Annotated in this window: 25 protein-coding genes; 23 read left to right on the top strand and 2 right to left on the bottom strand. The window is 46.9% G+C overall.

The features are described from left to right. Window positions 1-312: 312 nt before the first annotated feature. From CGC65_RS27600 to CGC65_RS27550, 10 genes are all read left to right on the top strand, one after another. Window positions 313-1,032 carry a LytR/AlgR family response regulator transcription factor gene (locus CGC65_RS27600; protein ID WP_002566803.1) on the top strand — a complete coding sequence of 240 codons (720 nt, stop codon included), beginning with the start codon at window positions 313-315 and terminating at the stop codon, window positions 1,030-1,032. After that, the gene (locus tag CGC65_RS27595; RefSeq protein WP_002566802.1) at window positions 1,029-2,312 is read left to right on the top strand and encodes a sensor histidine kinase; all 1,284 of its coding nucleotides are present in this window, start codon (window positions 1,029-1,031) and stop codon (window positions 2,310-2,312) included. Before CGC65_RS27600 ends, CGC65_RS27595 begins: the two co-directional genes overlap by 4 nt. A gap of 274 nt (window positions 2,313-2,586) precedes the next feature. Next, window positions 2,587-3,159, top strand: a complete 573-nt coding sequence (locus CGC65_RS27590) for an InlB B-repeat-containing protein (RefSeq protein WP_038282478.1) — start codon at window positions 2,587-2,589, stop codon at window positions 3,157-3,159. 175 nt (window positions 3,160-3,334) lie between these two features. Beyond that, window positions 3,335-4,477, top strand: a complete 1,143-nt coding sequence (locus tag CGC65_RS27585) for a DUF2207 family protein (RefSeq protein ID WP_002566799.1) — start codon at window positions 3,335-3,337, stop codon at window positions 4,475-4,477. Between the two features lie 19 nt (window positions 4,478-4,496). Next, complete coding sequence (locus CGC65_RS27580) at window positions 4,497-5,084, top strand: LemA family protein (RefSeq protein WP_002566798.1); 588 nt, start codon at window positions 4,497-4,499, stop codon at window positions 5,082-5,084. A 13-nt stretch (window positions 5,085-5,097) separates the two neighbouring features. Next, entirely contained in the window at window positions 5,098-5,301 is a 204-nt protein-coding gene (locus CGC65_RS27575; protein WP_007035712.1) for a hypothetical protein, read from the top strand. 15 nt (window positions 5,302-5,316) lie between these two features. Next, window positions 5,317-7,167 (top strand): helix-turn-helix domain-containing protein, encoded by a 1,851-nt coding sequence (locus CGC65_RS27570; protein WP_002566797.1) that lies wholly within the window; start codon window positions 5,317-5,319, stop codon window positions 7,165-7,167. A gap of 302 nt (window positions 7,168-7,469) precedes the next feature. Further along, a complete protein-coding gene (locus CGC65_RS27560) occupies window positions 7,470-7,856 on the top strand; it encodes a hypothetical protein (protein WP_002566795.1) in 387 nt (128 codons plus the stop codon). A gap of 171 nt (window positions 7,857-8,027) precedes the next feature. Next, on the top strand, window positions 8,028-8,771 hold the full coding sequence (locus CGC65_RS27555) for a Nif3-like dinuclear metal center hexameric protein (RefSeq protein WP_002566794.1): 744 nt from the start codon (window positions 8,028-8,030) through the stop codon (window positions 8,769-8,771). 194 nt (window positions 8,772-8,965) lie between these two features. Then, window positions 8,966-9,310, top strand: coding sequence for a TIGR04076 family protein (locus tag CGC65_RS27550; protein ID WP_002566792.1), 345 nt, complete (start codon window positions 8,966-8,968; stop codon window positions 9,308-9,310). A gap of 388 nt (window positions 9,311-9,698) precedes the next feature. On the opposite strand, the gene CGC65_RS27545 is transcribed toward CGC65_RS27550, so the two are convergent. Then, window positions 9,699-10,193, bottom strand: a complete 495-nt coding sequence (locus CGC65_RS27545) for a DUF6512 family protein (RefSeq protein ID WP_002566791.1) — start codon at window positions 10,191-10,193, stop codon at window positions 9,699-9,701. 153 nt (window positions 10,194-10,346) lie between these two features. On the opposite strand from CGC65_RS27545, the gene CGC65_RS27540 reads away from it, so the two are divergent. The 7 genes from CGC65_RS27540 to CGC65_RS27510 all read left to right on the top strand — a co-directional run bounded on the left by CGC65_RS27540 (window position 10,347) and on the right by CGC65_RS27510 (window position 17,515). Further along, complete coding sequence (locus CGC65_RS27540) at window positions 10,347-10,976, top strand: DUF3841 domain-containing protein (RefSeq protein WP_002566790.1); 630 nt, start codon at window positions 10,347-10,349, stop codon at window positions 10,974-10,976. Then, window positions 10,957-11,670, top strand: coding sequence for a TetR/AcrR family transcriptional regulator (locus tag CGC65_RS27535; protein ID WP_002566789.1), 714 nt, complete (start codon window positions 10,957-10,959; stop codon window positions 11,668-11,670). Before CGC65_RS27540 ends, CGC65_RS27535 begins: the two co-directional genes overlap by 20 nt. A 105-nt stretch (window positions 11,671-11,775) precedes the next feature. After that, window positions 11,776-12,366 carry a DUF3841 domain-containing protein gene (locus tag CGC65_RS27530; protein WP_002566788.1) on the top strand — a complete coding sequence of 197 codons (591 nt, stop codon included), beginning with the start codon at window positions 11,776-11,778 and terminating at the stop codon, window positions 12,364-12,366. Between the two features lie 150 nt (window positions 12,367-12,516). Beyond that, entirely contained in the window at window positions 12,517-13,842 is a 1,326-nt protein-coding gene (locus CGC65_RS27525; protein ID WP_002566787.1) for a glycine/sarcosine/betaine reductase component B subunit, read from the top strand. Continuing rightward, the gene (locus tag CGC65_RS27520) at window positions 13,757-15,187 is read left to right on the top strand and encodes a glycine/betaine/sarcosine/D-proline family reductase selenoprotein B (RefSeq protein WP_465220245.1); all 1,431 of its coding nucleotides are present in this window, start codon (window positions 13,757-13,759) and stop codon (window positions 15,185-15,187) included. The genes CGC65_RS27525 and CGC65_RS27520 overlap by 86 nt, the downstream gene beginning before the upstream one ends. Window positions 15,188-15,381: 194 nt before the next feature. Next, window positions 15,382-16,866, top strand: coding sequence for a glycine betaine uptake BCCT transporter (locus CGC65_RS27515; protein WP_002566785.1), 1,485 nt, complete (start codon window positions 15,382-15,384; stop codon window positions 16,864-16,866). A 262-nt stretch (window positions 16,867-17,128) separates the two neighbouring features. Beyond that, window positions 17,129-17,515 carry a heavy-metal-associated domain-containing protein gene (locus tag CGC65_RS27510; protein WP_002566784.1) on the top strand — a complete coding sequence of 129 codons (387 nt, stop codon included), beginning with the start codon at window positions 17,129-17,131 and terminating at the stop codon, window positions 17,513-17,515. Here the strand turns inward: CGC65_RS27510 and citG are convergent. Beyond that, entirely contained in the window at window positions 17,476-18,882 is a 1,407-nt protein-coding gene (gene citG, locus CGC65_RS27505) for a triphosphoribosyl-dephospho-CoA synthase CitG (protein ID WP_002566783.1), read from the bottom strand. The two genes, CGC65_RS27510 and citG, sit on opposite strands and share 40 nt — an antisense overlap. A gap of 144 nt (window positions 18,883-19,026) precedes the next feature. On the opposite strand from citG, the gene CGC65_RS27500 reads away from it, so the two are divergent. The 6 genes from CGC65_RS27500 to CGC65_RS27475 all read left to right on the top strand — a co-directional run bounded on the left by CGC65_RS27500 (window position 19,027) and on the right by CGC65_RS27475 (window position 25,384). Continuing rightward, complete coding sequence (locus tag CGC65_RS27500; protein WP_002566782.1) at window positions 19,027-19,602, top strand: 5-formyltetrahydrofolate cyclo-ligase; 576 nt, start codon at window positions 19,027-19,029, stop codon at window positions 19,600-19,602. Window positions 19,603-19,720: 118 nt separating this feature from the next. After that, window positions 19,721-20,521, top strand: coding sequence for an RNA polymerase sigma factor (locus CGC65_RS27495; RefSeq protein WP_002566781.1), 801 nt, complete (start codon window positions 19,721-19,723; stop codon window positions 20,519-20,521). A 170-nt stretch (window positions 20,522-20,691) separates the two neighbouring features. Beyond that, window positions 20,692-21,126, top strand: coding sequence for a DUF3788 domain-containing protein (locus CGC65_RS27490; protein WP_002566780.1), 435 nt, complete (start codon window positions 20,692-20,694; stop codon window positions 21,124-21,126). 151 nt (window positions 21,127-21,277) lie between these two features. Next, window positions 21,278-22,489 (top strand): ROK family protein, encoded by a 1,212-nt coding sequence (locus tag CGC65_RS27485; protein ID WP_002566779.1) that lies wholly within the window; start codon window positions 21,278-21,280, stop codon window positions 22,487-22,489. A 222-nt stretch (window positions 22,490-22,711) separates the two neighbouring features. Then, on the top strand, window positions 22,712-23,761 hold the full coding sequence (locus CGC65_RS27480; RefSeq protein ID WP_002566778.1) for a substrate-binding domain-containing protein: 1,050 nt from the start codon (window positions 22,712-22,714) through the stop codon (window positions 23,759-23,761). A 126-nt stretch (window positions 23,762-23,887) separates the two neighbouring features. Beyond that, window positions 23,888-25,384: a sugar ABC transporter ATP-binding protein gene (locus CGC65_RS27475; protein ID WP_002566777.1), complete on the top strand. Its 1,497-nt coding sequence runs from the start codon at window positions 23,888-23,890 to the stop codon at window positions 25,382-25,384. Window positions 25,385-25,387: the final 3 nt, after the last annotated feature.

Genomic DNA, 25,387 nt, shown 5'->3' with positions numbered 1-25,387 from the left:
ACGGATGAAACGCAGCAGCAGCTGGTGCGAGACTACCAGAGGATGGAAGCCGCCGGCATGGAGGCGGAGCTGGAACATACCTGGTTTTTGGTAAATTAATCTGGTCCCCGTATTTACTGATTACGGTTTTGATTGGTATTTTATGTATGCCGTTTACGGTAAAAAAATGGTGAAGGATGAAGGTATGACAATGGTATGACAGGAAAAGAAACCTGTGATAAGATAGTTGCGGAAGATAAGTTGTAACAGTTCAGACGGCATTTTCCTGCCGTCTGAATGGCTGCAATAAAATACGAAACATGGAGAAAAAGTATGTTGAATATTTTAATATGCGATGATGAGAAACCATTTTTAGACAGGCTGGCTAATAAAATTACCGTTTATTTAGAAAACAGAGAGATACCGTTTCAGATGGCTGCATTCTGTTCAGGGGAAGAGCTTCTTAAGCACAATGAAGATAGATTGTTTGATATTGCATTTCTGGATATCAGCATGAATGCGGTCAGTGGAATGGATGCAGCAGAGTATCTTAGAGACAGGAATCGGAAAATTTGCATTGTTTTTGTGACGGGTTATATGGACTATGTGCTGGAGGGCTACAAAGTCGGAGCGTTTCGCTATCTGGTGAAGGATTCCCTGGAGATTAGCTTTGAGGAATGTATGGAAGCGGTGCTGAAGAAATTTCATATAGATACGGATGAAATCTGTCTGGAATTTACTGATAGAAAGCTGTATCTGAAAGCAGATGAAATCTGTCTCGTGGAGAGCAGGGGGCATAAGCTTTTGTTTCTGGCAGTGGACGGCAAACATGTCATCGGAACCATGAACCGGAAGCTGACGGACGTGGAGGGCCTGCTTGGCGGACATGGGTTTCTGCGGGTTCATCAGAGTTATATGGTTAACATGAAATATATTGTAAACATCGCAAGCTACCGCCTGGAACTGGAGCCGGATATTATTCTGCACGTCCCTAGAAACAGGTATCCGTATGTAAAACGGGAGTATGCCATTTACAAAGGAGACAGCCTATGATTGCCTATATTTTGACGCATCTGTGGGTGTTTATGGAAATGCTTTTCCTGGATATTCTGGCCGATGCCTTTTTGATAAAAAAGAAATCGGGAAGCAGATCAAAACGTGTTTTTGGTCTGCTCTTTTTGACCATGGTTATGTCAGTCAGTGTGACGCTGTTTGAGGATATTGTGGCACTTAAGCTGTTTTTTGACTTTTTGCTTGTTTATGCCTATCTTTTATATTTTTATCAAACTACATTAGGGGAGGCGCTCTCCGTATATGTAATTAATTATTCGGTGATTATCTGTATTGATTTTATTGGTGTGTCCGGATATTACTATATTTTTGGAACTTCGGAAAATATGCCAATGTTTTACCTCATGTGCCTGATGGTAAAAAGTACGGAGCTTGGGAGCGGCTTTTTGATCCGATGGTTTTGGAAAAAAGGCGGGAATGCAGCCATACGTTCAGAGGGAATACGGGCATTGTTTCCGTCATTCGTAATCATTGCGGGGGCAGGAATCTTTGCATCACAGTTTCTGATGCGGACGCAGACTGTGCCTGTGGAGGTGACGGTTCTTATGGCTGGCATGATAGGACTCAATATTTTTCTGGTTTTTAATATGCTGTTGGCGGCAAGAGTGGAACTGGAGAAAAACAGTTTGAAGGACGCGGCCCGTCAAACAAAGATGGAACTTCTAATTTACCAAAATAAACAGGAGCTGTATACAAAACAGGGAAAACGCCTTCATGAGTATAAGAACCAGCTTTTGACAATCAGCGATATGCTGGAGCAGGGGCTGGTATCCCAGACGCTTCAATACACCCAGGGCCTGACTGGAGAGATTGGGAAAGCGCTGGAACGCATTTACACCAATCATCCGGTTGTTGATGCAATTTTGAATATGAAAAGGCAGGAAGCATTAAACAGAGGTGTAAACGTAAACCTCATGTGCGGGGATCTCCGGGATATGATATTAAAAGAAGATGAGATTATTATATTGCTGGGAAACCTGCTGGATAATGCCATAGAAGCGGCTGAAAAATGCGAGTCTGAAGGAATGGTCCTGGTCCGGATTGTCCGGGAAAAACGGCAGCTTGTGATAACCGTGAAAAACTCTTATGCCGGGCAGCTGCACCTGGAAGACAGCAGATTGATGACTTCAAAGCTGGATGAAGAAAACCATGGTTATGGGCTGGCGGCTATTCAGGATATTGCCGGGCGGTATGATGGGACCTTTGTAGTAAAGGCGGAGGGGGATTATGTGAAAGCGACTGTCTTGATACCGGATATGTGAAGACGGAAATGAATGAGCTTTTTTTGCGTTCCATAGTATGATTTTGCAGGAGTTGTTCTGTGTATTTATTTAATAAGGTATGATAGGAATAGTCAGCTGGAGGATTGGCTGACTCATAAATACACAAAGGGGAGAAACAACATGCAAAGGGATAAGAAACGATGCAGAAGACTATGTTCCATCGCGCTGACGGTGGTATCGAAGCCAGAGCGGAGGACAATAAGGTGTTTGTGACTGGGGAGGCATACTCGAATATCAAACTTGACTTTGTGATATGTCCATATCCGGCGGAACTGTCACCGGAGGAGACGGCGAGGGCAACCGCATCATTTATAATGATAACGGCAGTCTGCCAATCCCGATTCGTAGTGGAAATTATCAGTTTGACGGCTGGTTTACAGCGAAAGCAGGAGGCACAAAGGTAACTGTGGATACGGTACTCACAAAGGACAGTACCATTTATGCTCATTGGACGAATACAGATGGTTCTGGCAGTATGGGTGGATCTGGTGGAAGCACAGGAGGTCCGGCTGCCGCGGTCGGAGGACTGAAAGAAAGCCTGCCGAAAAATCATACAGGTGAGACGGAAATCATAAATAACGTCAAAGTCCCCAGCTATGTGGAAGAAGTAATCTGGAAAGCAATGGAGGACGGCAGATGGAGACTCGGCTGGGTTGTGATTGATGGAAAATACTATTATTTCCATGAAAAACCGAATGGAACGAGAGGAAGAATGCACCCGAATACCTTTACTCCGAATGGATACCATGTGGACGAACATGGAGTGTGGGCGCCAGCCTCAAACGTTCCAGAACTGTTACCGCCGCGTGCCGAACTACTGGATTGACGTGGAGTATTTCGACCCGCAGAACGGGCAGACAAAGCGGCGCGCGTAAGCTGAACAAATACACGATTTACTACTATGTGGATACTTCTGCTTTGTAGAAATCGGCGTTCCCCGCTTCCTTTGGAATTTACAAGCAACAGAGAACAACATCATTTCCTATACCGGGGAGTAAACCATGAAAAAAACAATAGCGACAAAACAAATGAAACGTTGGCAGAAGCTGGACAGGCTGGCTCTACTTGCGCCGCTGGTCCTGTTTCTTTTTCTATCCATTGGAAAAGAAGGGCGGCTGCTCTGGGGAATCGTTCTGAGGGAGCGGAATTTTGTGGTAACGATTGCGGCGCTGCTTCTCCTGGCTCTGGCCGCTGTCTTGGCTTCTCTGCCGATTGTACTTATATGGCGGGCCGTCAGCCATACCATGAAAAAAGCCGCGATTCAAAATGCCACCTTTCAGGCCGATGAGGATTTCGACTATTACCGGGAAAAACTGACCGGCGTTCCGCCCGCCACTATCAGCCTCTTGATGGATTTGCAGATTGAAGCAAAAAAAGACATGGCGGCATTACTCTTAAAATATACCAAAATGGGCGCGGTTTCCATGAAGGCTGGGACGGTTCATGTGCAAAATCAAGAGCTTCCCGGACTGCTCCCCAGCGACCGGACGCTTCTGGCGCTGATTGCCGGGGGACAGGCACAGCCTGCAAACCTTGGCGCGTGGAGGAGGCAGGCCGTCACGGAGGCCGTTGAGTCAGGCAATTTGAAATACAGAGGCATGCGGCAAAATGTACATTCCGCATCCCGATCCTGTCTAACAGGATGCCTCGGCGGATGTCTGCTCCCTATCCTCATTTTCCTTGGAATGGGTATCACCGCCGTTGCGATTAACAACAGCGACTGGATGGAAAAGCTAGATGGCTTTCTTGCGGCGGCTCCACAGTCTTTCGGTATGAGACAAATGGAATACCTTTTGTCATCGCCGGATATGGTGATTGCGATCCCTCTGACCGCTTTTTTTGTTCTGTCCTTTCTGGCAATGTTTCTGCTTCCGATTGCGGCTGTTCTGCGCACGGCGTTGTCCATTTACGGCACAGGAACACGGCTTAAGAGGACGCAGGCGGGCGAGATTTTAACGGCGCAGATTTGGGGGCTTAAAAATTTTATCCGTGACTTTTCTAACTTGGCTGAATCGGAGAAAGAACAGCTTGTCCTTTGGGACGATTTCTTGATTTATGCGGTGGTGCTGGAGGAAAACGAACGCATTATCGAGGATATTTTTCGTTTAAGGAATTTGAAATATCGGGATTTTATACTTTTCTAAGAAATGAGAGGAACATAAAATGGGAGACATAGGAAAATACATTGTTATTGGAGGCGCCGTTCTGATTGTCGCGGTTATCTTCCTTGTAATCATCAAGACCAGAAACGGGTTTGTTGTACTCCAAAACCGGGTCAAAAACCAGTTGGCGCAGATTGACGTACAGCTTAAGCGGCGCTATGACCTGATTCCCAATCTGTTGGAAACGGCCAAAGGCTATGCCAACTTTGAACGGAGCACTCTGGAGGCCGTGGTAAAGGCCCGCCAGAGCGCGATGGCTGCCGCGGACTTCGATCAGGCGGCTGCCGCGAACGGGAAGCTCCAGGCGGCGCTTCGGCGGCTTTTTGCGGTGAGTGAAGCATACCCGGAGCTGAAGGCAAACGCAAATTTTATGCAGCTTCAGAGCGAATTATCTGATACGGAGAATAAAATCGCCCTGTCCAGACAGTTCTATAACGACACCGTGCTCAAATACAACAACGCCATCCAGATGTTCCCGGCCAGTTTCATCGCGGGATTGTGCGGTTTTCATCCAATGTCCTTTTGGAATGCGGAGGAAGAGGCCCGAGAGCGCATTACGATTCAGGCGGAGGATATGAAGTTTTCATAAAAGAAATCCCCTGATGGGAAAAGACGATAACAATCAAGAATTTTTGAGAAAGCTGGATCACTTCGACCGGGCCGGGAACAGAATCTTGCATTGGATTGTGGTCAACCTCTACGCCGTATTTACCGGCACTCGCTGGAAAGAATCTTCACGCTTCCTGCGAAGCGGCCGCAGCATTAACGAAAAAAGCACACTGAAGCAGCAGGGAAAGAACAGGTGAAAGGATTCAAAACCCATGAATGAAAAACGCGGACAGTATGCTTATGAGATTGGTCATGTATTTTCAACAAAACATGGCAGCATGGCTGTAATTGCAAGACAAAAGGTGGAGAAAAAACCTGATCATTTCCGGAAATACTATACATTGCAATGCGGAAGGGGCCACCAATATGAGGTTGGAGAAAGCTATTTGCAGCAGGGGCGTCTGCGCACATGCAAACATTGTTATCATCCTCCGATTGCTGAGACGGATCCGGATTTCGCATTATGGTTTGCAGAACCGCAGATTCCAAGGGAGAGAAGCCGTTATTCGCATACACTGGCAGACTTTTATTGTCAGGAATGCGGCTCATTGGTGCGGGACAAGAGTATTCATACTGTTTATCAGAGAAAATATGTCCCTTGCCCTTATTGCAGAGATGGTATGAGTTATCCGGAACGGTATGTCAATGCGTTTCTGGCACAGCTGAATATCTCCTTTCATAGACAATACATGGTACCGTTTGAAAAAGAAGGAAAGAGAAGTCATTATAAATACGATTTTTACGATGAACCGCAAGGAATTCTTTTGGAAGTACATGGCCTTCAGCATTTTGCTCCAGATGTTTTCAAACGGATTGGAGGGTGGTCGTTGGAGATGATTCAGGAACGTGATCGGGAGAAGGAACGGTTTGCAAAAGAAGTTCTGCATTTACAGTATATATATTTGGATTGCAGAAAATCGGAACCGGATTGGATACGAAAAGAGATTATAAGTAAATTAGCATGTTATCCGTTAGATGGTGTGGATTGGGGGAAGGTCAGACAGGACGCAAATACCTCAATGGTATTGCAGATGATAGAACTATCCAAACAAGGATACACTCAGAAACAGATTGGTGAAAAGCTTCAGGTACACCCTTCTACAGTCTGCCAAAAATTGAAAAAGGCTGAGGCGGACGGTCTGTTTGATGGAAGATGTCCAAGAGTGGAACAGGCCGAACAAAATCGTCAGCATAAACAGGAAAAAAGAATTCGATATTTGAAACAGAAAATGCGGCTGCAGGACCAGAAGAAATATTTGGAAAAAATGCAGTACAGACCGAATGAGGAACTAAAATCAAATAGCAGGTCCGGTATCTGCTGTGAACAGGAGTATCCACAGATTCAGATGTTGGGTTCTTACGTAAATACCCGAAAACCTATCCGGTTCCTCTGCAATCAGTGCGGGCAGGAATTTGAATGCTCTGCTACATGGTTTATGGAGCATCACGCTTGTCCTTACTGTAAACAGCTTGCACGTATTCAGGGCAGAATTGCAGAGAAATACGGAGAGGAAATACAGGTTCTGAGCATTTATAAAAATTGTAAAACTTCCATGACAATGTATCATACGGTTTGTAATGAAACATTCCAGATTACTTATACGGATTTTATGAAACGTGGCTGTCCGGTTTGCGGAAAACGGAATCGTATTATCCATTCAGCAGAAACCAGGAGAAATCGCGAGATTCAGAGTTTTTATCAGAAACTCCCTGAAATAGAAGCAAGAGGATATACATTGGAAAGCGATGTATGCACGAGGCTTGGAGTACCCCATAAATTCCGCTGCCATCATTGTGGGGAGATCTGGGAGGTGACGCCCAGTGTAGTTATGCATGGAAGAAATCATATTTGTATCAGCCCGTGTAAAAAGAAGACGCCGGAGCAATTTCAGCAGCAGGTGGAAGCTCTGGTGGGGGAAGAATACACTGTCTTATCAGAATATCAGAATGCTTTTGCTCATGTAAAGATGCGCCATAATGCATGCGGACTGGAATATTCTGTGGCACCGGCCCATTTTACCAGCACAGGAAGGCGCTGTCCGAAATGCAGCAGAAAACGCTAGTCGGGTTCTTCACTGAGGACCTGGAGGCACTTGAGCAAGAGGCGGTTTGTACCCCGGAATTTGGCAATGGGCGGATGTTTTATTACTATATGAAAGAAGGTACTTCCAATGCCTCTGCCGGTGTGGGGTGGAGGATATACCTGGGAAGAATAATAGAAAAAGCGGTTATCACCAACTATTCTTATTTGGCGAAAAAATGCCGTTTCAATCATAATGCAAAGGGATGAAAATGCGTGTAATGATCCATTTAATCCTGGTAATTCAAGAGTTATCAAAAGCACTGAAAGGCAGGTATAATTACTATGAATAAAGCCATAAAATCAGACTGGAAAACACTGGATATGCCGGAGAAAACAGCGTCATTTTCAATTGATATTGGTCTGACAGAAGGTGAATTTTCCGCACTTCAAAATGGTCATATTCCATGTGAAATGGAGGATAAGTGGTTTGAATATTTTGAAAATAATATCCTGTATATTCACCGGAGCTGGACTGGAATTTGTATTTATAAGGTTCAGTTTTCCACGGACAGAAGAATAGAAGAAGTGGTTGTAAACAGGGACAGTGAACAGTATAGAGAGACCAATATTGAGCGTGATAAAGTTCAGGTCATGATGCGAATTAATAGTCTGTGCGGACGTACGGGAAATGGGGAATTAATGTTAAAATATATAAAGTCAGGGAGATAAAACGGAGCGAACAGGAAAGATAAATTGAAGCAAACTATAGAAATAAACTGGAGCAAATAAGAATGATAAACCAAAGCGAACAAGAAAGATAAACCGGAACAAAATAAAGAAACAAATCCCAATAAAGCGAAGAATAATAAAATATAACTATAAGGAGAAACAGAAAAAACAATGGAATATAAATACCTGAAAGAGCAGCTTCTGAGTATGTTTGACTCTGACAAACTGCATTTATTTCCGGAAGAATGGGGATTTTTTAATGAAACGGAAAGGGATATTAAGTGCATTGGATATGCCACAAATCTTACCGGGGAAATCATAGAACGAGCCGGGGAAAAAGGGGTGGATTTTCTTCTTACCCACCATGACTCCTGGGAATTTATATATGGATTGAAAGAACATTGTAATAAAATGCTTCGGGAAGCCGGTATGACACATGCCTTTTTTCATGCACCGTTAGACGATGCGGATTTTGGTACAAGCGCATCGCTGGCCCAGGCATTGGGGATGAAGGGCTGTAAAAAGGTCATGCCATACAGGGAGCAGTATTATGGAGGTGTTGCCGGTGAAATTGTTCCCACGGATTTTGAGTCTTTTGCGGCGAGCCTTTCTCATATATTGCAGGAAAATGTGCGCTGTCATCGGAATAACGACAGGCCGGTCTGCCGGATAGCTGTGGCTGCGGGCGGAGGCAATATGACCAGTGATATGAGGACGGCAGTGGAGCTGGGATGTGATACATATGTGACAGGGGAATATGCCCTGTATTCACAGCAATATGCCGGATTCTGCGGGATGAATCTCTTTGTGGGAAGTCATACCAATACGGAAATTTTGGGTGTGAAGTCTATGGCGGAGCGGTTGACCTGTGGAGGCAAAATAGAGTTAATCAGAATCAGGGAACCAAATGATTGATTGTAAATATAATAATGTGCACGAGGAGAAAAAAGATGGGGAGGGTATGTCGGAGCAGTTGCGGAAAGTAAAGATAACCCGTTCCCATTTTATTGATACTGTCAGTTTAGGCGGCTTAAAGCGACATTAGATGTCTTAAGCTGCCTTGATATTATATCAGCGGGAAACCGCAGTGACAAAAGGAGGTTGAGAACATGAGTAAAGTAAAGATAACTGTTTTAAAAACCACCCTGGACAAAGAGCTGGCCCGGGAATACGGAGCAGAGGGCCTTACTGCCTGTCCCATGATGAAGGAGGGGCAGATATTTTATGTGGATTATGCTAAGCCAGAAGGGTTTTGTGATGGGGCATGGATAGCCATTCATCCGTATGTATTTTCCCTGGTCCATGGTACGGGAAATGAACTGTTTTATTATGGAAACTGGATTAGAAAGCCGGGAGTCGCCATATGCAGCTGCAATGACGGACTGCGGCCTGTCATATTCAAAGTGGAGTCTGCCGGACAGGATTCTGCCATGGAATATGAGCCGGTCCGGTAAAATAAATCGGCTGGTTTGACGGATATGAATGGTTCAAATTATGAGAATATAACACCTGTATAAGACCTGTATTTCCCGTGTATAACGTCATTATGATCTGCATAAAAGACGAATTGGAAATGCCCGTCAGATGTACTGTATGATAAGATTATGCAGTATATATGGCGGGCATTAACTTACGCAAATCAGCATATATGTTCTGTGGAAAACAGACTGTTTATACATTTCAAATTGGACGATAACGAACTATTTTGAAGTCCTGTTACGGGCAATACCGGGCCGTTTCAAAGCACCATTCCGGTCAGTATTTAATCGCATTATAATTCCGGAAAAGCTGTCATACCATCGCCGCACCTTCAGCAAGCCATCATGGATCTGTCCTGCTCTGTCACCTCTCCGGATCCTTAAAAATAGAAAATCCCGGCGGAAAATAAGTAAACAGCAGAAAACAAATCAATAAAAGAAACACGGCCATGGATGTCACATGGCTGTATTTTTCCAATCGACAGCTCCCTGACAATCCGCGGTATATGAGAAAGGCAGCAATTACACAAATGTAAAACAGGGCGATATCCAATACCAGGAAGTTACGTCCCAGCACGCTTGTATAGGCGTAAAACAGTACCGGTATCAGAAGCGTCCCCATGAGCAGTCCTGCGTGAAAAGCAGATATGCGGCAGGCATCGGTCACTCCCTTTAAGTTCCACAGTCCAAACAGGAGCATGGGGAAAAACAGCAATTTCATGTGTTCCCACACAGATTCATTGACAGGAGCGATAAGGCCGATGAGGGGATTGCGGCCGGACCAGCGGTAGGTGAAATGGAGAAGGGTCCCCAGTATGGATACGCACAGTATCCCGGCTATTGTTAGTGAAATATTCATATGCACCTCCTGTTATACTGTATGAAATAGGGACATATGGTAGAACATTGGACAATGCCGGGAAGGGATTTCGTTTTCTTTTTGACAAATATTATAAAACAATGTACACTGAAAATATAGTTTAAAGTCAGGAATATGCCTATGGAGGTTGATATGCTGAGGAATAATAAGGAGGATGGATTCAGCCCGGGTTCCATGCTGCATTTGTGGACAGCTCAGACAGATGCAGTCCTTGATTGTATCAGGGAGAATGGATTTTCCCAGGTAAAGATGGAATTTATTGACAAGAAATATGAGGAGAGCGCCTGGGTGTTTAAGGAGGCGTATGGCTTTTTTAAACAGAGGGCCAGGCTCATGGTCAAACCGCCCGAAGGAGCTGAATCTCCTGTCTGGCTTTTTTTCGACCCAGGCTGGGTGTATTTGTCTCCGGACAGTTATCTGCTGGAACTGTCTGTTCCCAGGGAACGGGTGGTGCTGTTTGACCGTGAAAGGTGGCAAAGGGTTCTGAATCTTTCCTATGTGGGGAAGGAGCAGGAGGACGAGGCCCGCTTTGAACAGAAAATGAACCAGATGGGTGTGTCCACTTACTGGGAAGTGTTTCAGTCCGCCTTCTACCCATACTTGAAGTCAGAAATCAAGAAGAGTTGGGAGCGCATATTTGACATAGACAATACGGAACAGACTAACCTGGGAGCCGCCGTATGGCAGCTCAGACAAGAGGATGTGGTGGGAATTAATTCCCATTCAGCTTTAGAAGAAAGGGATGGTTTCAGTGGAAAATGAACGGGTGAGGAGAAAGTATTTTAAGGATTTAAACCGAAAGGTTTACATAGAGAGGGCCTTGGAAATCATCAGGGACGAGGGGACTGAGGCCATTTCCATACGCAGGATGGCCAAGGAATTCCAGTGCAGCACCACCAGCATGTACCGGTATTTTGAGAATGTGGAGGAACTGCTTTATTATGCCAACCTGGGGTATCTGGATGAGTACCTGGAGGAGCTGAATGTCCATGAGAAGGAGTGGCGTGATATCTGGGACATGCACATTGGCATATGGGAATGCTACTGCCGTATTGCCTTCCGCTATCCCCAGGCCTTTGATATCATATTTTTCAGCGCGGCCAGCCGGAACCTGACCACAGCCATCCGTGAATACTATGATATGTTTCCGGAACGAATCAATATAGTCAGCCCATATCTTCAGGTCATGCTCCAGTCCACGGACCTGTTTGAGCGTGATATGGTCATGGCGGAGCGCTGTGCCCAGGCAGGCGTTATTACCATGGGGAATGCCATGAATATGAACCGGATGGTTTGCCTTTTGTATAAGGGGTACCTGAAGGAGATTCTGGATTATGGTCTGGAACCGGATGAAATCGAGGGTAAGGTCCAGGAGTTTAAGCGTGATGTGGAAGTCATCGTAGGTATATATGCCAGCGATACACTGGGTCATGATTATCTGGCAAATGCCAGATAGAAAAACATCAGAAACAATATGAACTGCCGCGGCTGTCAGAAGAGATTTCCGCGGCTCATTTTTTATGAAGCCAGAATATAGGTGATGCAGACAGGAGGAATTGATATGAGCAAAGAGACAGCAAACGGATATTATACGGTTTACACCAGGCAGTCCAAAAAGGTGCTGGAGGAGCTGGAAAAAACGGGGGAATACCGGGTTAAAGAGGAGTATATCAGGATGAAAAATGACTCTATTTCAGAGTATTACCTGAAACTTTACCGGTGGTTTGCTGAACGGTGCAGGGAGAGAATTGATGTTCCGAAGGGGTGTTCTCTTCCCATATGGCTGTCCATGCATGATGAATACAGGCTGAGGAACACAGAGGATACGGTTTGCTTCACCCTCAGGATACCCCGGGAAAAGGTTCATGTCATTTCTGAGTATGCCTGGGGGTTCAGGGTCAATTATATGTATGTGCCGTTAAACCTGGAGGATGAGCGCGCGTTTAACGAGGAGCTGAAACGATACGGGATTGAAAATGAAATGGCTCTTGTCACAGAGTCTCTGGGCAATTATTATCCCATGCTGAAAAAGAGAATTATTTCCAGCTGGGACCGGGTATTTGAACTGAAACCCAATTCACCGGCAGACGAATTGGGGGTATGTTTTGAGATACAGAGGGAATGGATTGAAAATATCGAGTCCCTTACATGATGCATAAAGTTACCATGGTATTATCCAACAATGTTCTGAAAATCGTCAAAATGCACAAAAAGCCTTGCAAACCAGGCAGTTAATGTTAAAATATTAACTGTTAAGAGCCAGAACTATAGAAAATTTCTATAAGAAAGGAGTAGTTCATTTATGAAGCTGGAACTCGGTAATTTTTATGTGAAGGACATCGTTTTTGGTGACAAAACCAAGTATGAGAACGGTATCCTTACGGTAGACAAAGAGGATTGCCTTGCCTTTGTCAAGAGAGACCCGCACATCACGGAGGCAGATTTAAGAATAGTAAAGCCTGGTGACATGGTGAGACTGGTACCTGTTAAAGAGGCGGTAGAGTGCAGAGTAAAGGTAAATGGGGACGCACTGTTCCCAGGTTACACAGGACCACTGTCACAGGCCGGAGACGGAAGGACCCACTGCCTGAAGGATATGAGCCTTTTGGCTGTTGGAAGACACTGGGGAGGTTTCCAGGACGGACTCATTGATATGGGAGGGGAAGGCGCTAAATATACATATTTCTCCCAGCTTAAGAATCTTGTGCTGGTTGCAGATACAGACGAGGATTTTGAGAAGCGGGAACAGCAGAAGAAAAACAGGGCCATCAGGGAGGCAGTTCACAAACTTGCCGAGTACATTGGTTCCTGTGTAAAGGATATGGAGCCGGAAGAGGTTGAAAGCTACGAGCTGGAGCCGGTTATCAGGAGAGCGCCTGAGACGGAGAAGCTTCCATCCGTCGTGTACGTGATGCAGCCTCAGTCCCAGATGGAGGAGATGGGTTACAACGATCTCTGCTATGGATGGGACTGCAACCATATGCTTCCCACCTTCATGAACCCCAACGAGGTGTTGGACGGAGCTATGATTTCCGGAAGCTTTATGCCATGCTCTTCCAAGTGGGCAACCTATGATTTCCAGAATTGTCCAGTCATCAAGAGGCTGTACAAGGAGCACGGCAAGACCCTTAACTTCCTGGGAGTGATTATGTCAAACCTGAACGTTGCCCTGGAGCAGAAGGAGCGTTCCGCTCTGTTTGTGGCTCAGATTGCGAAGTCCCTTGGAGCAGACGCTGCCCTTGTGACTGAGGAAGGCTACGGCAATCCGGACGCTGACTTTACAGGCTGCATCGTGGCTTTGGAGGACGCAGGCGTTAAGACGGTAGGCCTTACAAATGAGTGTACAGGCCGTGACGGCAAGTCCGATCCCCTGGTTTCCATGGATGAGAAGGAAGACGCCATTGTTTCTACCGGTAATGTTTCTGAATTGATTGAACTTCCTCCTATGCCGGAGGTAATCGGCGAGCTGGAAGCCCTTGCCAGGGACGGTCTGTCAGGAGGCTGGGCCGGGGATGAGATTTTAGGGCCGTCTGTCAGGCCGGATGGATCCATCATCATGGAAAACAACGCCATGTTCTGCGGAGACCAGATTATCGGCTGGTCCACCAAGACTGTCAGGGAATTTTAGGAAAATCAGTGAAAGGAGTTTCGTTATGAAGAACGTTATCTGTTATATCAATCAGTTCTTTGCAGGCATTGGCGGCGAAGACAAGGCTGATTATGAACCGGAAATCAGAGACGGCGTCATGGGACCCACAGCAGCCATCAACCAGATGCTGGCAGAGATTGACGCCCAGGTTACCACCACCATTATCTGCGGTGACAACTTTATGAGCACACACAGGGATGAAGCCATTGAGAGGATTCTGACCGCATTAGAGGGCAGGGAGTTTGATCTTTTCCTGGCCGGACCAGCCTTCCAGGCAGGCCGTTACGGAGTTGCCTGCGGTGAGATTGGAAAGGCGGTTTCCGCCAGGTTCGGCGTACCGGTCATCACATCCATGCACGCGGAGAACCCCGGTGTTGAGATGTTTAAGAAGGATATGTACGTCATGACAGGCAGCCATTCCGCAGCCAGCATGAAGAAGGATGCAGGCGCCATGGTAAAGCTGGCTGATAAGCTGTTAAAGGGCCAGACACCGGAGGGACCGGATGCAGAGGGCTACTATGCAAGAGGAATCCGCCACCAGGTATGGCGCGAGGACGGCGTGGCAGCAGCAGACCGCGCAGTGGATATGCTCATTGCCAAGGCTACAGGACAGCCCTATCAGTCTGAGCTGATTATTCCCAAGAAGGACCTGGTACCCATTGCACCGGCTCTTAAGGACTTAAAACATGCCAGGATCGCATTGGCCAACACCGGCGGTATTGTTCCTGTGGACAATCCGGACAGGATTCAGTCCGCATCTGCAACACGCTGGGGCAGATATGATATTTCCAAGATGGACCGCTTAGCAGGCGGCGAGTTTAAGACAATCCACGCTGGTTTTGACCCGGCGGCTGCCAACGCAGACCCCAACGTCATTATGCCTGTGGATGTTATGAAGGAATTCCTGAATGAGGGCAAATATGGTTCTCTCCACGATTATTTCTATTCAACCGTAGGAACCGGAACCACACAGGGAGAGGCCAGAAGAATGGCCAAAGAAATCATACCGCTTCTAAAGGAGGACCATGTGGACGCCGTCATCATGGTCTCCACCTGAGGGACCTGTACTCGTTGCGGGTCAACGATGGTAAAAGAATTTGAGCGCGCAGGTTTCCCTGTTGTACTTATGTGCAACCTTCTTCCGGTTGCCCAGACGGTTGGCGTAAACCGTATGGTACCAACTATATCCATACCTTATCCTCTTGGCAATCCTTCCACCTCCAAGGAGGAGCAGCATCTGCTGCGCCGCTCCAGAGTGGAGGCAGCGCTGGATGCACTGGCTACAGATATTAAAAAGCAGACGATTTTCAAAGTAGAAATCTAGGATACAGGGCGGTACGAAATACGGTTCTGTATGCCATGAATGATGAGTGGCTTTGTGTGCCGCCTGGCAGGGGGGCCTGTCAGGCGGCATTTGTGTTTGCTTGGGAGCTTATGTTTTCAAGAGAGCTTTTGTTTGGCTGTCCAGAATCATTTTGTCGGCTGTCCGCATGCTTTTAGGAGAAGGAGAGGGCCTATATGAAAGACAAAAATCAGGTATTCGTAGTTTCACTAGCAATAACCATTATCATGGCAATATGGGCGGTTGCCTTTAATGCCAACTTTACAGTTGTTTCAAATGCTGCATATTCATTTCTGACCAATAATTTCGGCTGGCTGTATCTTATGGCCATGACCGCATTTGTTATTTTTTCCGTTGCAATTGCGTTCAGTAAATGGGGAAAGATTAAGCTGGGACCGGATGACTCCAAGCCGGAATATTCCACTGTATCCTGGTTTGCCATGCTGTTTGGGGCTGGCATGGGTGTGGGTCTGGTATTCTGGGGAATCTCTGAGCCTCTGGCGCATTTTTCAAATCCGATTCCCGGAATTGAGGCTGGCACGGAAGCCGCTGCAAACTTTGCCATACGGTCCAGCTACATGCACTGGGGACTTCATCCGTGGGCAAACTATTGTATCATTGGACTGGGCCTTGCCTATTTCCAGTTCCGCAAGGGAAAACCGGGCCTTATCAGTTCCATATTTGAACCCCTGATCGGTGAAAAGGGAATCAACGGATGGGTGGGAAAGACCATCGACGTACTGGCAGTGTTCGCCACAGTAGCGGGCGTTGTTACTTCCCTTGGACTGGGCGTTATGCAGATCAATGCAGGTCTTAACTACCTGTTCGGCATTCCCACGACCCTGGTGATTCAAATTATTATCATTGCGGTAATAAGCGTTATTTACATCTGGTCTGCTGTTGACGGCATCAGCCGCGGCATTAAGATCATTTCCGACGCTAACTTATATATTGCCATTGGCCTGATCACTGTTACATTCCTGGTAGGGCCAAAACTTGAGATTCTTAACAACCTGACAAACGGACTGGGGCAGTATCTGCAGAACTTCTTCGGGGACAGCCTCATGATCAACAATTATGGAGACAATACCTGGGTGGGAGCCTGGAGAGTGTTCTACTGGGCGTGGTGGATTGCATGGGCTCCATTTGTGGGATCCTTTATTGCACGTATCTCCAAGGGCAGGACAATTCGGGAATTCATCGCAGGCGTGGTGCTGGCACCGGCCCTGGGGTCCATCCTCTGGTTTGCCATTATGGGAAGCCTGGGACTGCATTTGGGTATGGACGGTACACTTTCCGTTGCCCAGCTGGCGGATATTGCAAGCAAGCCTGAGACAGGACTGTTCATTGTTATGGGACAGTATCCTCTGGGAATGATTCTGTGCGTGGTATCCCTTATATTGTTATGTACATTCTTCATTACTTCGGCAAACTCCGGTACCTTTGTACTTGCCATGTTCTCATCCAAGGGAGATCTGAATCCGAAGAACGGAAGAAAAGTGCTGTGGGGCGTTGTACAGTCTCTTCTGGCTGTGGGACTTCTGGTTGCGGGAGGATTGAAACCCCTTCAGACCATTTCGCTTGCAGCGGCATTCCCCTTTATATTCATTATGCTGTTTGCAGGGGCTGCCCTTGTGAAGGCTTTGATGAAAGAGAAATAGCTGTGCGGTAAGATAATCAGATAAAATATAAGCGGGCCCGGCGCCCGCAGCGTAAGCATAGGTGTCCTGGATGCTGCCTTTTATTATAGAAGGCTGGCTTCCGGGACACATTTGTTTTGGTATGGGAAGATTTGGGATAGAAAAAGCGGAAAGATAAGTATTATAGAAAATATTATATAAGGAAGGAATTGACATTTTGGTTAGTCAATGCTAATCTTATCACATAAACGACTCATTAGCCAAGCAGAAGGAAGGTGATATTATGTCAACAGCCATTATATGCGCGGTCCTGATTGTCATTGCAATCATTGGAATCAAGAGCTACGCCAAAAAATTAACCTCCGGGTGCTGCGGGGCCTCCTCCCAGCCATCGGTGAAAAAAATGAAAGTCAGGGATAAGGATAAGTCCCATTACCCCTATTCACGGCTTCTCAAGGTGGACGGTATGTCCTGCGGTAATTGTGCCAGCCATGTGGAAAATGCACTCAACAGCCTGGAAGGAGTGTGGGCCCAGGTGGACCTGGAAAAAGGCGAGGCCCTGGTGCGGATGAAACAGGAGTACGGAAACAATGAGCTTAAACAGGCTGTTAAGGATGCAGGGTATGTGGTCTATAAAATAGAAGAAAGCCCTGAGTTTTCAAACAGATAAAGAAAGAAGGTAAGGGCCAGCAGGTCGGCGCTGCCCCCGGGGCTTATATTGTTTTTAATAAATTCCCTGTCCAATGATTCAATATAAGGAATCGGGTCCTTGTTTATGAATTCCGGGTCATTTAGCGTTTCACGAAGAAGGGCCTGGATTTTCTTCATGGAATGATAGGAGGATCGGTTTACAATATTGGTATCCTCTGAGTGGGCAATGATATATAACAGGGTCACAGCGCCAGCGTCATTGAGGGAGAGGCCCCTGTCCAGCTGATGTTTCAGTACAGGAAGAGCTTTCTTTAAGACTGTGTGATAACCTGACAGGGCCTCGCCTCTGGCTCCTTTCATGCCATAGAGGGCATAAAGTCTTTCTCCGTTTGTGCGGGCATTTTCAACCGTCACATCATTAAAATCCTCAAGCACGTCTGCCACCAGCTTCCTGTTTATCTTAAGGAGGGCGTCCGGAGAGTATGGAATGTGGTTGGCATACATGTAGCCCAGGGCGCCGTTCATGATAGCCAGGGAGAATATAAGCCCCTTATGTGTATTTACCTGGTTGGTAGCCCGGAACATGGTTTCCTCAGCCTGTATGCCCAGGGAGCGGAGCCTGGAAAAGATACGGGAAAATGGTTCGTGTCCGTTTTCAATCCCGCAGAGGGCAAATTGTTCAAAGTAGTGATTCAGTGACACGGCGCTGGCCTCAAAAGTGAAGATGTCCATATCCTGATGGGCTCCTGTATTGTTCCGGTCTACCAGTCCCGGTTTGGGAGTAACACTGACCTCGTATAAAAGCGCCTGCATGGACAGGGAGGAAAGTTTCCTGGCATGCTGTTTCGCAAAATAATTAGTCATGATCTGGCATTCCTGCTCCAGCAGCTCCTTTACGGAATGGGTCCTGGCACGGCTGCACACAAATGCCTCCTGGTTGCAGATAAGGCATTTTCGGGTGGAAAATCCCAGGTCTGTCCGGGATATCTTCATTCCGTCTGTCTGAATCACGTCGATGTCAAACAGTCTGCCAAGGGCAACAGAGTCTTCTAGCAGGCAGAGATTTTCTTTTATAAACCGGGCATCCCCGTCTACTGCCCAGAAATACTCATGTCCCGCATGGGATGTGGTGGAATAGGTGGCAATGATGGGGATTTTCCATGCATGGCACTGGGTTTCAATGAGGCGGATGCCTTCGTGAAAGGTCCGCAGAGCCAGAGGGAATACCTTGACGGGTCCTACAATATTCAGGGTAAAGGAGATGACAGGCAGGTGATGTTCAGACAGAAGCATTCTCTGGACCTCCTGCCGGTGCTCCCTGGCATCCAGCATGTCCTTAAGCGAAACCTCCCTGCCTGTTACCAGGGTTGAAAGATTGATGTCCATATAAACCCTCCTCTGTTTCATACGTCTGTTTGATACCATTGTATCCGGTAATAAGAAAAAACACAAGCCGGTCTTTCGGGTGGTTGTTTTCCTATATGGGGAAGTGTATAATTAGGAAAATACCAACAGGGAGGGGAAACATCTATGGATTTGGAAGAACGGAAAAAGGCATTGCGCCAGGAGATAAAAGCGGCTGCAGTAGCGTTGGATGAAGGTTATACAAAGGAGGCGGACCTTGAGATATTCAGCCATGTGGCGGGGCTGTCGGAATATGAGCAGGCGGGGACTCTGTTCTGCTTTGTGGGAACCAGCGGAGAAATTGACACAGCGCCCATACTGGAGGATGCATTAAGAAAGGGAAAACGGGTGGGTGTTCCCAAGTGTACGGCCAGAGGGATCATGGAAGTTCGTGAAATCAGGAGCCTTGGGGATTTGGAGGCAGGAAAGTACGGTATATTGGAGCCGGGTGCAGAGGCGCCGGTCATACAGCCGGAGGAAATTAATCTGGCCATTGTGCCATGTATGTCATGCAGCCATGACGGCAGGCGTCTGGGGTACGGCGGCGGGTACTATGACCGCTATCTGGTCAGGACCCGGGCCGTGAAGGCGGTCATATGCAGGGAACGGATCATGCGTGCGGATATACCTGTGGAGCCCCACGACCAGCTGATGGATATGGTGATATCGGAGCATGGTGTCCGGCGGCTGGGAAGCCGGTGATATACCGGTCATCGGACTGGGATGAATAAATTCTTTCATAAATTACATAAATTTTATAAATATATGTCACAAACCAGCAGTGTCCTCCCTCTAACTTTATAAAAGGAGGCGGAAAGCTATGGAGAAACAGGAAAAGTATGATATGGAAAGGCTGGTTGACCTGGCAGCGTCGGGGAACAGGGACGCATTGGAGGAACTCTTGGGAGATGTGCAGGACATGGTGTTTAACCTGTCCCTTCGTATGCTGGGAACGGTTCCTGATGCAGAGGATGCATGCCAGGAGATACTGATTAAAGTAATGACCCATTTGTCTGATTTCAGGAAGGAAAGCCGGTTTAGCACCTGGGTGTTCCGTGTTGCTGTAAATCATGTGCTTGCGTACAGGAAGCATATGTTCAGCCACCATCCTCTGAGTTTCGAGTATTACGGGGAAGACATAGCTAACGGCAGGGAAGAGGATGTGCCGGATATGACAGGCGGAGTGGACCGCGGTATTCTGGAAGAAGAACTGAAATTGTCCTGCACCAATGTAATGCTTCAGTGTCTGGACGGGGAAAGCAGATGTATCTTTATTCTGGGAACCATGTTCCGGCTGGACAGCGCAGTAGCGGGAGAGATTCTGGGAATATCACCGGCCGCGTACAGAAAGAGATTATCGCGGATAAGGGAAAAGATGGCGGCATTTTTGGGGGAATACTGCGGTCTGGCAGGAGGAAAATGCAGCTGCAGAAGGCGCGTGGATTATGCTATTGCCAGCCGCCGGCTGACACCGGAGCGCCTGGAGTACAACGGCATGGAACAGGGACGGAGCAGGATTGCAGAACAGTGCAGGGCCATTATGGAGGAGATTGACGGCCAGTCCCGGATATTTGCAGAGATGCCCTTTTACCGTACCGGGCCTGATGCAGGAAAAACATGACATACAGATGTCATTTTATATGTGATATAATTTTGAAATGACAGATATATGAGATATATGATACGGAGGCACACGGCACCGGACCGGCAGACGCGCCGGTTATGATGGGGTTTCATCACGGCCGGGTCTGTCTCCCTTCGTTCTCCGGCATAACGAAAGGAAGGTACACAATGACATGGATGGAGGCATACCCGGCTCACAGGCAGCCGGACATGGAGCAAATCGGAAGGTATATAGCAAGTCCCTGCTGGCAGCCGCTTTTGGCGTGGCTGGAGGACACCTTTCATATATCCCCCAGGATTGAGTACAGCAGATGCTCCATGCAGGGAGGCTGGAATGTGAAGTATAAGAAGGGTTCCAGGGCAGTCTGTACATTGTATCCAGAGGAAGGGTATTTTATCTGCATGATTTCAGTGGGGGCAAAGGAAGCACCGGAGGCAGAACTGGCACTGAACGGCTGCACTGCGTATGTCCGGCAGCTGTATCATGATACTACTCCCTTTAATGGGGGGAGATGGATGATGATAGAGGTAAGGAACGGGGAAGTGCTGGATGATGTGAAGGAGCTGATTGGGATTCGGATGAGGAAGAAACGGAGTGTTTGAGTTTAAATTGCAGTGAAGGCAGCAGGAAGAGGCCGGATAATAAATCCCCCCTCTTCCTTATTTTTGTCTTGACAATCGGTTCGTGGCAACGTATGATGAATATATTAATTGGATTAATTCATTAAAATCAATTAATGAATAGGGAGAATGTATGAACAGAAGTATAAGGGGTTTTAATCAGGAGAATATACAGGATATGAACCGTACGCTGCTCCTTAACCTTCTCAGGAAGGAAGGAATTTGTGCAAGAGCCCATCTGGCAAACCTATCCCAGTTAAAACAGGCCACGGTGACTAATATTGTCAGTGATTTTATTGACTGGGGCCTGGTAAAAGAGGTGGGATTTTTAGTTGGAAACAAAGGGCGCAGATCCATAGGTATTTCCATTAATAACGATGACTTTGGAGTTTTAGCCATAAGGCTTGCCAGAAAAAATTATACGGTAGGTATTTTCAATCTGTCAGGCAGGCTTCTGGATAAGAAGCGGGTGGAGCTGGATGTGAACCAGCCTCCAAGGGTAACCTTTGAAGCCATAATCCATGAGGCCGGAGAACTCATCAGATCGTCTGAATCCAGGAAAATCATAGCCATAGGTATGGCCATACCCGGTCCTTACAGTGAAAAAAGAGGGCGGATTGAGCTGATGACAGGCGTTTTGGGATGGAATGAAATTCCCATACAGGAGAAACTGCAGGATATTTTCAAAATACCGGTTTTTTTGGAACAGGATGCCAATGCAGGTGCCCTGGCCCAGTACTGGCATAATGATGAGGATTATAAAAATGGAGTTGTTGTATATATTGCGGTTGGGCAGGGTGTTGGTGCCGGTATCATCAATAATGGTGAGCTGCTGAAGGGCTGCATCGGTGTTGCCGGGGAGGTGGGACATACCTCTATCTGTTACAATGGACCCAGATGTGCATGCGGCAATTATGGGTGTCTGGAAAATTACTGTTCATCCATTGCGTTTACCAAAGAGGTGAACCGCGTATTAAGACCTGAAATAGAATATAATTTCCGTCAGGTATCCCAGCTCCTGAGAGATGGAGACCAGGTGGTTACGGATATTTTTCTGGATGCTTGTGATAAACTTTCTGTTGGAATCGTGAATATCATCAACAGTTTTAATCCATCAGTCATCGTAATAGGAGATGAAATGTCCCATATCCTTCCTTCCGTCATGTTGGAAAGGGTTAAGAGCAATGTAAAGGAACGGGTGCTGCCGGAAATTTATGCCAATATGAATATAACCATGAGCGTAGTTAGCAATGATTCTATGGCACATGGGGCGGCAATTGTGGCGATAAATGATATTTTCAATCATCCGTTAACATATTTTGAGAGTAATCAAAGAGACGACTAAATTAGGCGTGTGAAGACGATACATAAAAGAGGCTGTGGTCTGTGAAAGTGCACAAACCACAGCCTTGTTTTTGTGCAAAATAGCAAATAATAAAATTGGAATGCTGTATTTTTAAAAACTTATTGACAAAATATCTGATCTGTTGTAATATAAACTCAACTTATTAATTAATCCAATTAATGAATATATTCAAAAAATGATTATTTTGGAGGAGGAAAAATCATGAAAAAAACATTAGCAGTTGTTCTTGCAGCTATGATGGCAGCCAGCTTGACAGCATGTGGAGGGTCTGCAGCTAAAGATACAACGGCCGCGGCTGCCAAAGCACCGGCAGCAGAAAGTACAGCAGAGAAAACCGGAGAAGGTGCAGGGACAGACGAAACGGAAAAAGCAGCAGGTACAGAAGAGAAGAAACAATATAAATTTGGGTTTACAGAAATGAGCGCAGGCTCTTTCTTTGATGCTTGTTACAGTGGTGTTGAGGAAGTGGTCAAAGCCAATGGGGATGAGATCGTCCACGTGGAAGGTAAAGCTGACAGCGCATACCAGCTGGGTGTAATTGAGGATTTTATTTCACAGGGATGCGACCTGGTATTCTATAATCCATCAGATGCAGCGGCGTCAGCGGCAGCGGTCAAGGCGCTTAATGACGCGGGTATCCCCATTGTAAACTTTGACTCAGCTGTCAGTGACCTTTCTAAGGTGAACTGTTTTGTAGTGAGCGACAGCTATTCCTGCGGACAGATTGCAGGCGAAGAATTGATTAAGAATCATCCTGAAGGCGGAAAAGTAGCTGTATTGGATTTCCCGGCATCAGCTGCCGCTGCTGACAGGGCCAAGGGATTTGTGGACACAGTCACGGCTGACGGTTTATTTGAAGTGGTGGCACAGATGGATGCAGGGGCAAAACCTGAGAAGGGACTGACTGTAATGCAGGATTTACTGCAGGCCCACAGTGACCTGACCGCCGTGTTCTGCATTAATGATGAGTGCGCACAGGGTGCCTATTCCGCTATCACAACAGCAGGCGACAAGATTGAAATATACAGTGTCAATGCAGGACCCGAAGCAAAGGCAGCCATGACAAAGGACGGAGTGGACGGAATCTGGAAGTGTACTGCTGCCCAGAGCCCAATCGGTATAGGACAAAAGAGCGCAGAGGTTGCGTATAAGATTTTAAATGGCGAATCCTATGAGTCCGAAATCAAGATTCCATCCTTTGCGGTAACACCTGAGAATATCGACCAGTATAACAAGTCAGACTGGCAGTAGGTGAGGTGGAGGCCTTTGATGCTGGACTGGCGGGAACGTGACAGTACAGTGTGGGCCCGGAGTGTTCTTAGGAGCGCTTCGGGCCAGCCTCCCTTTATTATATAGCATGAAGAGAGCGGGGTGCCAATGGTGAGTGCGGTTTTGGAAATGAAACACATAGCAAAAAGTTTTTCCGGCAACAAGGTGCTGCTGGATGTGGATCTGACGGTTGAGGAAGGCGAGGTCCATGCTCTTCTGGGAGAGAACGGTGCCGGAAAATCGACCCTTATGAAGATTCTTGGCGGAATTTATACCAAAGACGCCGGCAGTATTCTCATAAACGGCAGGGAAGTTCAGATACATAATGTAGCAGATGCCCGTGATAATGGTATCAGTATTATCCACCAGGAACTGATGCTGGCCAGACACATGACCATAGCGGAAAATGTATTTATGGGCAGGGAACAGAAAAAGGCTGGGGGGTTTGTGGACCTGGCCAGGCAGGAAGCCGAGACACAGAGATTCCTGGACCATTATGGAATAAAGCTAAAGGCTGATACAAGGCTGGACCGCTTGACCATTGCCCAGCAGCAGATGGTGGAAATCATACGGGCAGTGTCTTTCGGTTCAAGAATAATTGTAATGGATGAGCCCACTTCCTCGCTGTCAGATGCGGAGGTGGATATCCTCTACGAGATGATCCGCATATTAAAGGAACAGAAGGTATCCATTATTTATATATCCCACAGGCTCAATGAACTATATGATATTGCGGACAGAACCACGGTGCTTCGGGATGGGGAACATGTGGGTACAGTCAGGATGAAGGAGACGGAGAGGGCCGAGCTCATTGCTATGATGGTAGGCCGCGACCTGGCCAGTTATTATACGAAGAATGACAATGCAAAGGATGAAGTGGTCCTGGAGGTAAAGGAGCTGTCTGACGGCAAAATGGTCAAGAAAGTAAGCTTTGACCTGAGAAAGGGCGAAATCCTGGGAGTGTCCGGCCTGGTAGGGGCAGGCAGGAGTGAAACGGTGGAATGCCTTTTTGGAATCAGAAGAAAGGTCCGAGGAACTGTCAGGTTCAAAGGCAGGGAAGTGGATTTTAGGAATCCAAGGGAGGCCATGGCCAATGGATTCGGTATGGTCCCGGAGAGCAGAAAGGAACAGGGATTATTTTTACAGTCCGGTGTGCGGTTTAATACAACGATTAACGTGGTTCCCAGATTTCTAAAGCATTTCATTTGGAACAGGCAGGCAGAGGAAGGCATCGTTGAAGGCAAGATAAACGATATGCATATTCGTGTCACGGGGCCGGAACAGGTAGTGGGAAAGCTCAGCGGCGGGAACCAGCAAAAGGTATTAATCGGAAGATGGCTGTGTTCCACCCAGTCGGTGCTTATATTGGATGAGCCTACCAGAGGCGTGGATGTAAAGACAAAATCCGAGATATATGCGCTTATCGACCAGCTGGCAGCCAGCGGAATGTCAATCATTATGGTTTCCTCGGAGCTTCCGGAGATTATTAATATGAGTGACAGGGTACTGGTTATGTGCAATGGATACAGTACAGGCATTTTAAACAGAGATGAACTGACCCAGGAGCGGATTATGACTCTGGCCACTACTGAGATAGGCGCATAAGTT

Source organism: Enterocloster bolteae (assembly GCF_002234575.2).
GTDB classification, from domain to species: Bacteria; Bacillota; Clostridia; order Lachnospirales; family Lachnospiraceae; genus Enterocloster; species Enterocloster bolteae.
The sequence above is the reverse complement of the archived record's forward strand: the minus strand, read 5'-3'. Positions and strand labels throughout refer to the sequence as shown.

Excerpts from the sequence above, each read along its gene's own strand:
- CGC65_RS27600 (WP_002566803.1), top strand. The coding sequence starts at position 313 with ATGTTGAATATTTTAATATGCGATGATGAGAAACCATTTTTAGACAGG.
- CGC65_RS27595 (WP_002566802.1), top strand. The coding sequence starts at position 1,029 with ATGATTGCCTATATTTTGACGCATCTGTGGGTGTTTATGGAAATGCTT.
- CGC65_RS27590 (WP_038282478.1), top strand. The coding sequence starts at position 2,587 with ATGTCCATATCCGGCGGAACTGTCACCGGAGGAGACGGCGAGGGCAAC.
- CGC65_RS27585 (WP_002566799.1), top strand. The coding sequence starts at position 3,335 with ATGAAAAAAACAATAGCGACAAAACAAATGAAACGTTGGCAGAAGCTG.
- CGC65_RS27580 (WP_002566798.1), top strand. The coding sequence starts at position 4,497 with ATGGGAGACATAGGAAAATACATTGTTATTGGAGGCGCCGTTCTGATT.
- CGC65_RS27575 (WP_007035712.1), top strand. The coding sequence starts at position 5,098 with ATGGGAAAAGACGATAACAATCAAGAATTTTTGAGAAAGCTGGATCAC.
- CGC65_RS27570 (WP_002566797.1), top strand. The coding sequence starts at position 5,317 with ATGAATGAAAAACGCGGACAGTATGCTTATGAGATTGGTCATGTATTT.
- CGC65_RS27560 (WP_002566795.1), top strand. The coding sequence starts at position 7,470 with ATGAATAAAGCCATAAAATCAGACTGGAAAACACTGGATATGCCGGAG.
- CGC65_RS27555 (WP_002566794.1), top strand. The coding sequence starts at position 8,028 with ATGGAATATAAATACCTGAAAGAGCAGCTTCTGAGTATGTTTGACTCT.
- CGC65_RS27550 (WP_002566792.1), top strand. The coding sequence starts at position 8,966 with ATGAGTAAAGTAAAGATAACTGTTTTAAAAACCACCCTGGACAAAGAG.
- CGC65_RS27545 (WP_002566791.1), bottom strand. The coding sequence starts at position 10,193 with ATGAATATTTCACTAACAATAGCCGGGATACTGTGCGTATCCATACTG.
- CGC65_RS27540 (WP_002566790.1), top strand. The coding sequence starts at position 10,347 with ATGCTGAGGAATAATAAGGAGGATGGATTCAGCCCGGGTTCCATGCTG.
- CGC65_RS27535 (WP_002566789.1), top strand. The coding sequence starts at position 10,957 with ATGGTTTCAGTGGAAAATGAACGGGTGAGGAGAAAGTATTTTAAGGAT.
- CGC65_RS27530 (WP_002566788.1), top strand. The coding sequence starts at position 11,776 with ATGAGCAAAGAGACAGCAAACGGATATTATACGGTTTACACCAGGCAG.
- CGC65_RS27525 (WP_002566787.1), top strand. The coding sequence starts at position 12,517 with ATGAAGCTGGAACTCGGTAATTTTTATGTGAAGGACATCGTTTTTGGT.
- CGC65_RS27515 (WP_002566785.1), top strand. The coding sequence starts at position 15,382 with ATGAAAGACAAAAATCAGGTATTCGTAGTTTCACTAGCAATAACCATT.
- CGC65_RS27510 (WP_002566784.1), top strand. The coding sequence starts at position 17,129 with ATGTCAACAGCCATTATATGCGCGGTCCTGATTGTCATTGCAATCATT.
- citG (WP_002566783.1), bottom strand. The coding sequence starts at position 18,882 with ATGGACATCAATCTTTCAACCCTGGTAACAGGCAGGGAGGTTTCGCTT.
- CGC65_RS27500 (WP_002566782.1), top strand. The coding sequence starts at position 19,027 with ATGGATTTGGAAGAACGGAAAAAGGCATTGCGCCAGGAGATAAAAGCG.
- CGC65_RS27495 (WP_002566781.1), top strand. The coding sequence starts at position 19,721 with ATGGAGAAACAGGAAAAGTATGATATGGAAAGGCTGGTTGACCTGGCA.
- CGC65_RS27490 (WP_002566780.1), top strand. The coding sequence starts at position 20,692 with ATGACATGGATGGAGGCATACCCGGCTCACAGGCAGCCGGACATGGAG.
- CGC65_RS27485 (WP_002566779.1), top strand. The coding sequence starts at position 21,278 with ATGAACAGAAGTATAAGGGGTTTTAATCAGGAGAATATACAGGATATG.
- CGC65_RS27480 (WP_002566778.1), top strand. The coding sequence starts at position 22,712 with ATGAAAAAAACATTAGCAGTTGTTCTTGCAGCTATGATGGCAGCCAGC.
- CGC65_RS27475 (WP_002566777.1), top strand. The coding sequence starts at position 23,888 with ATGGTGAGTGCGGTTTTGGAAATGAAACACATAGCAAAAAGTTTTTCC.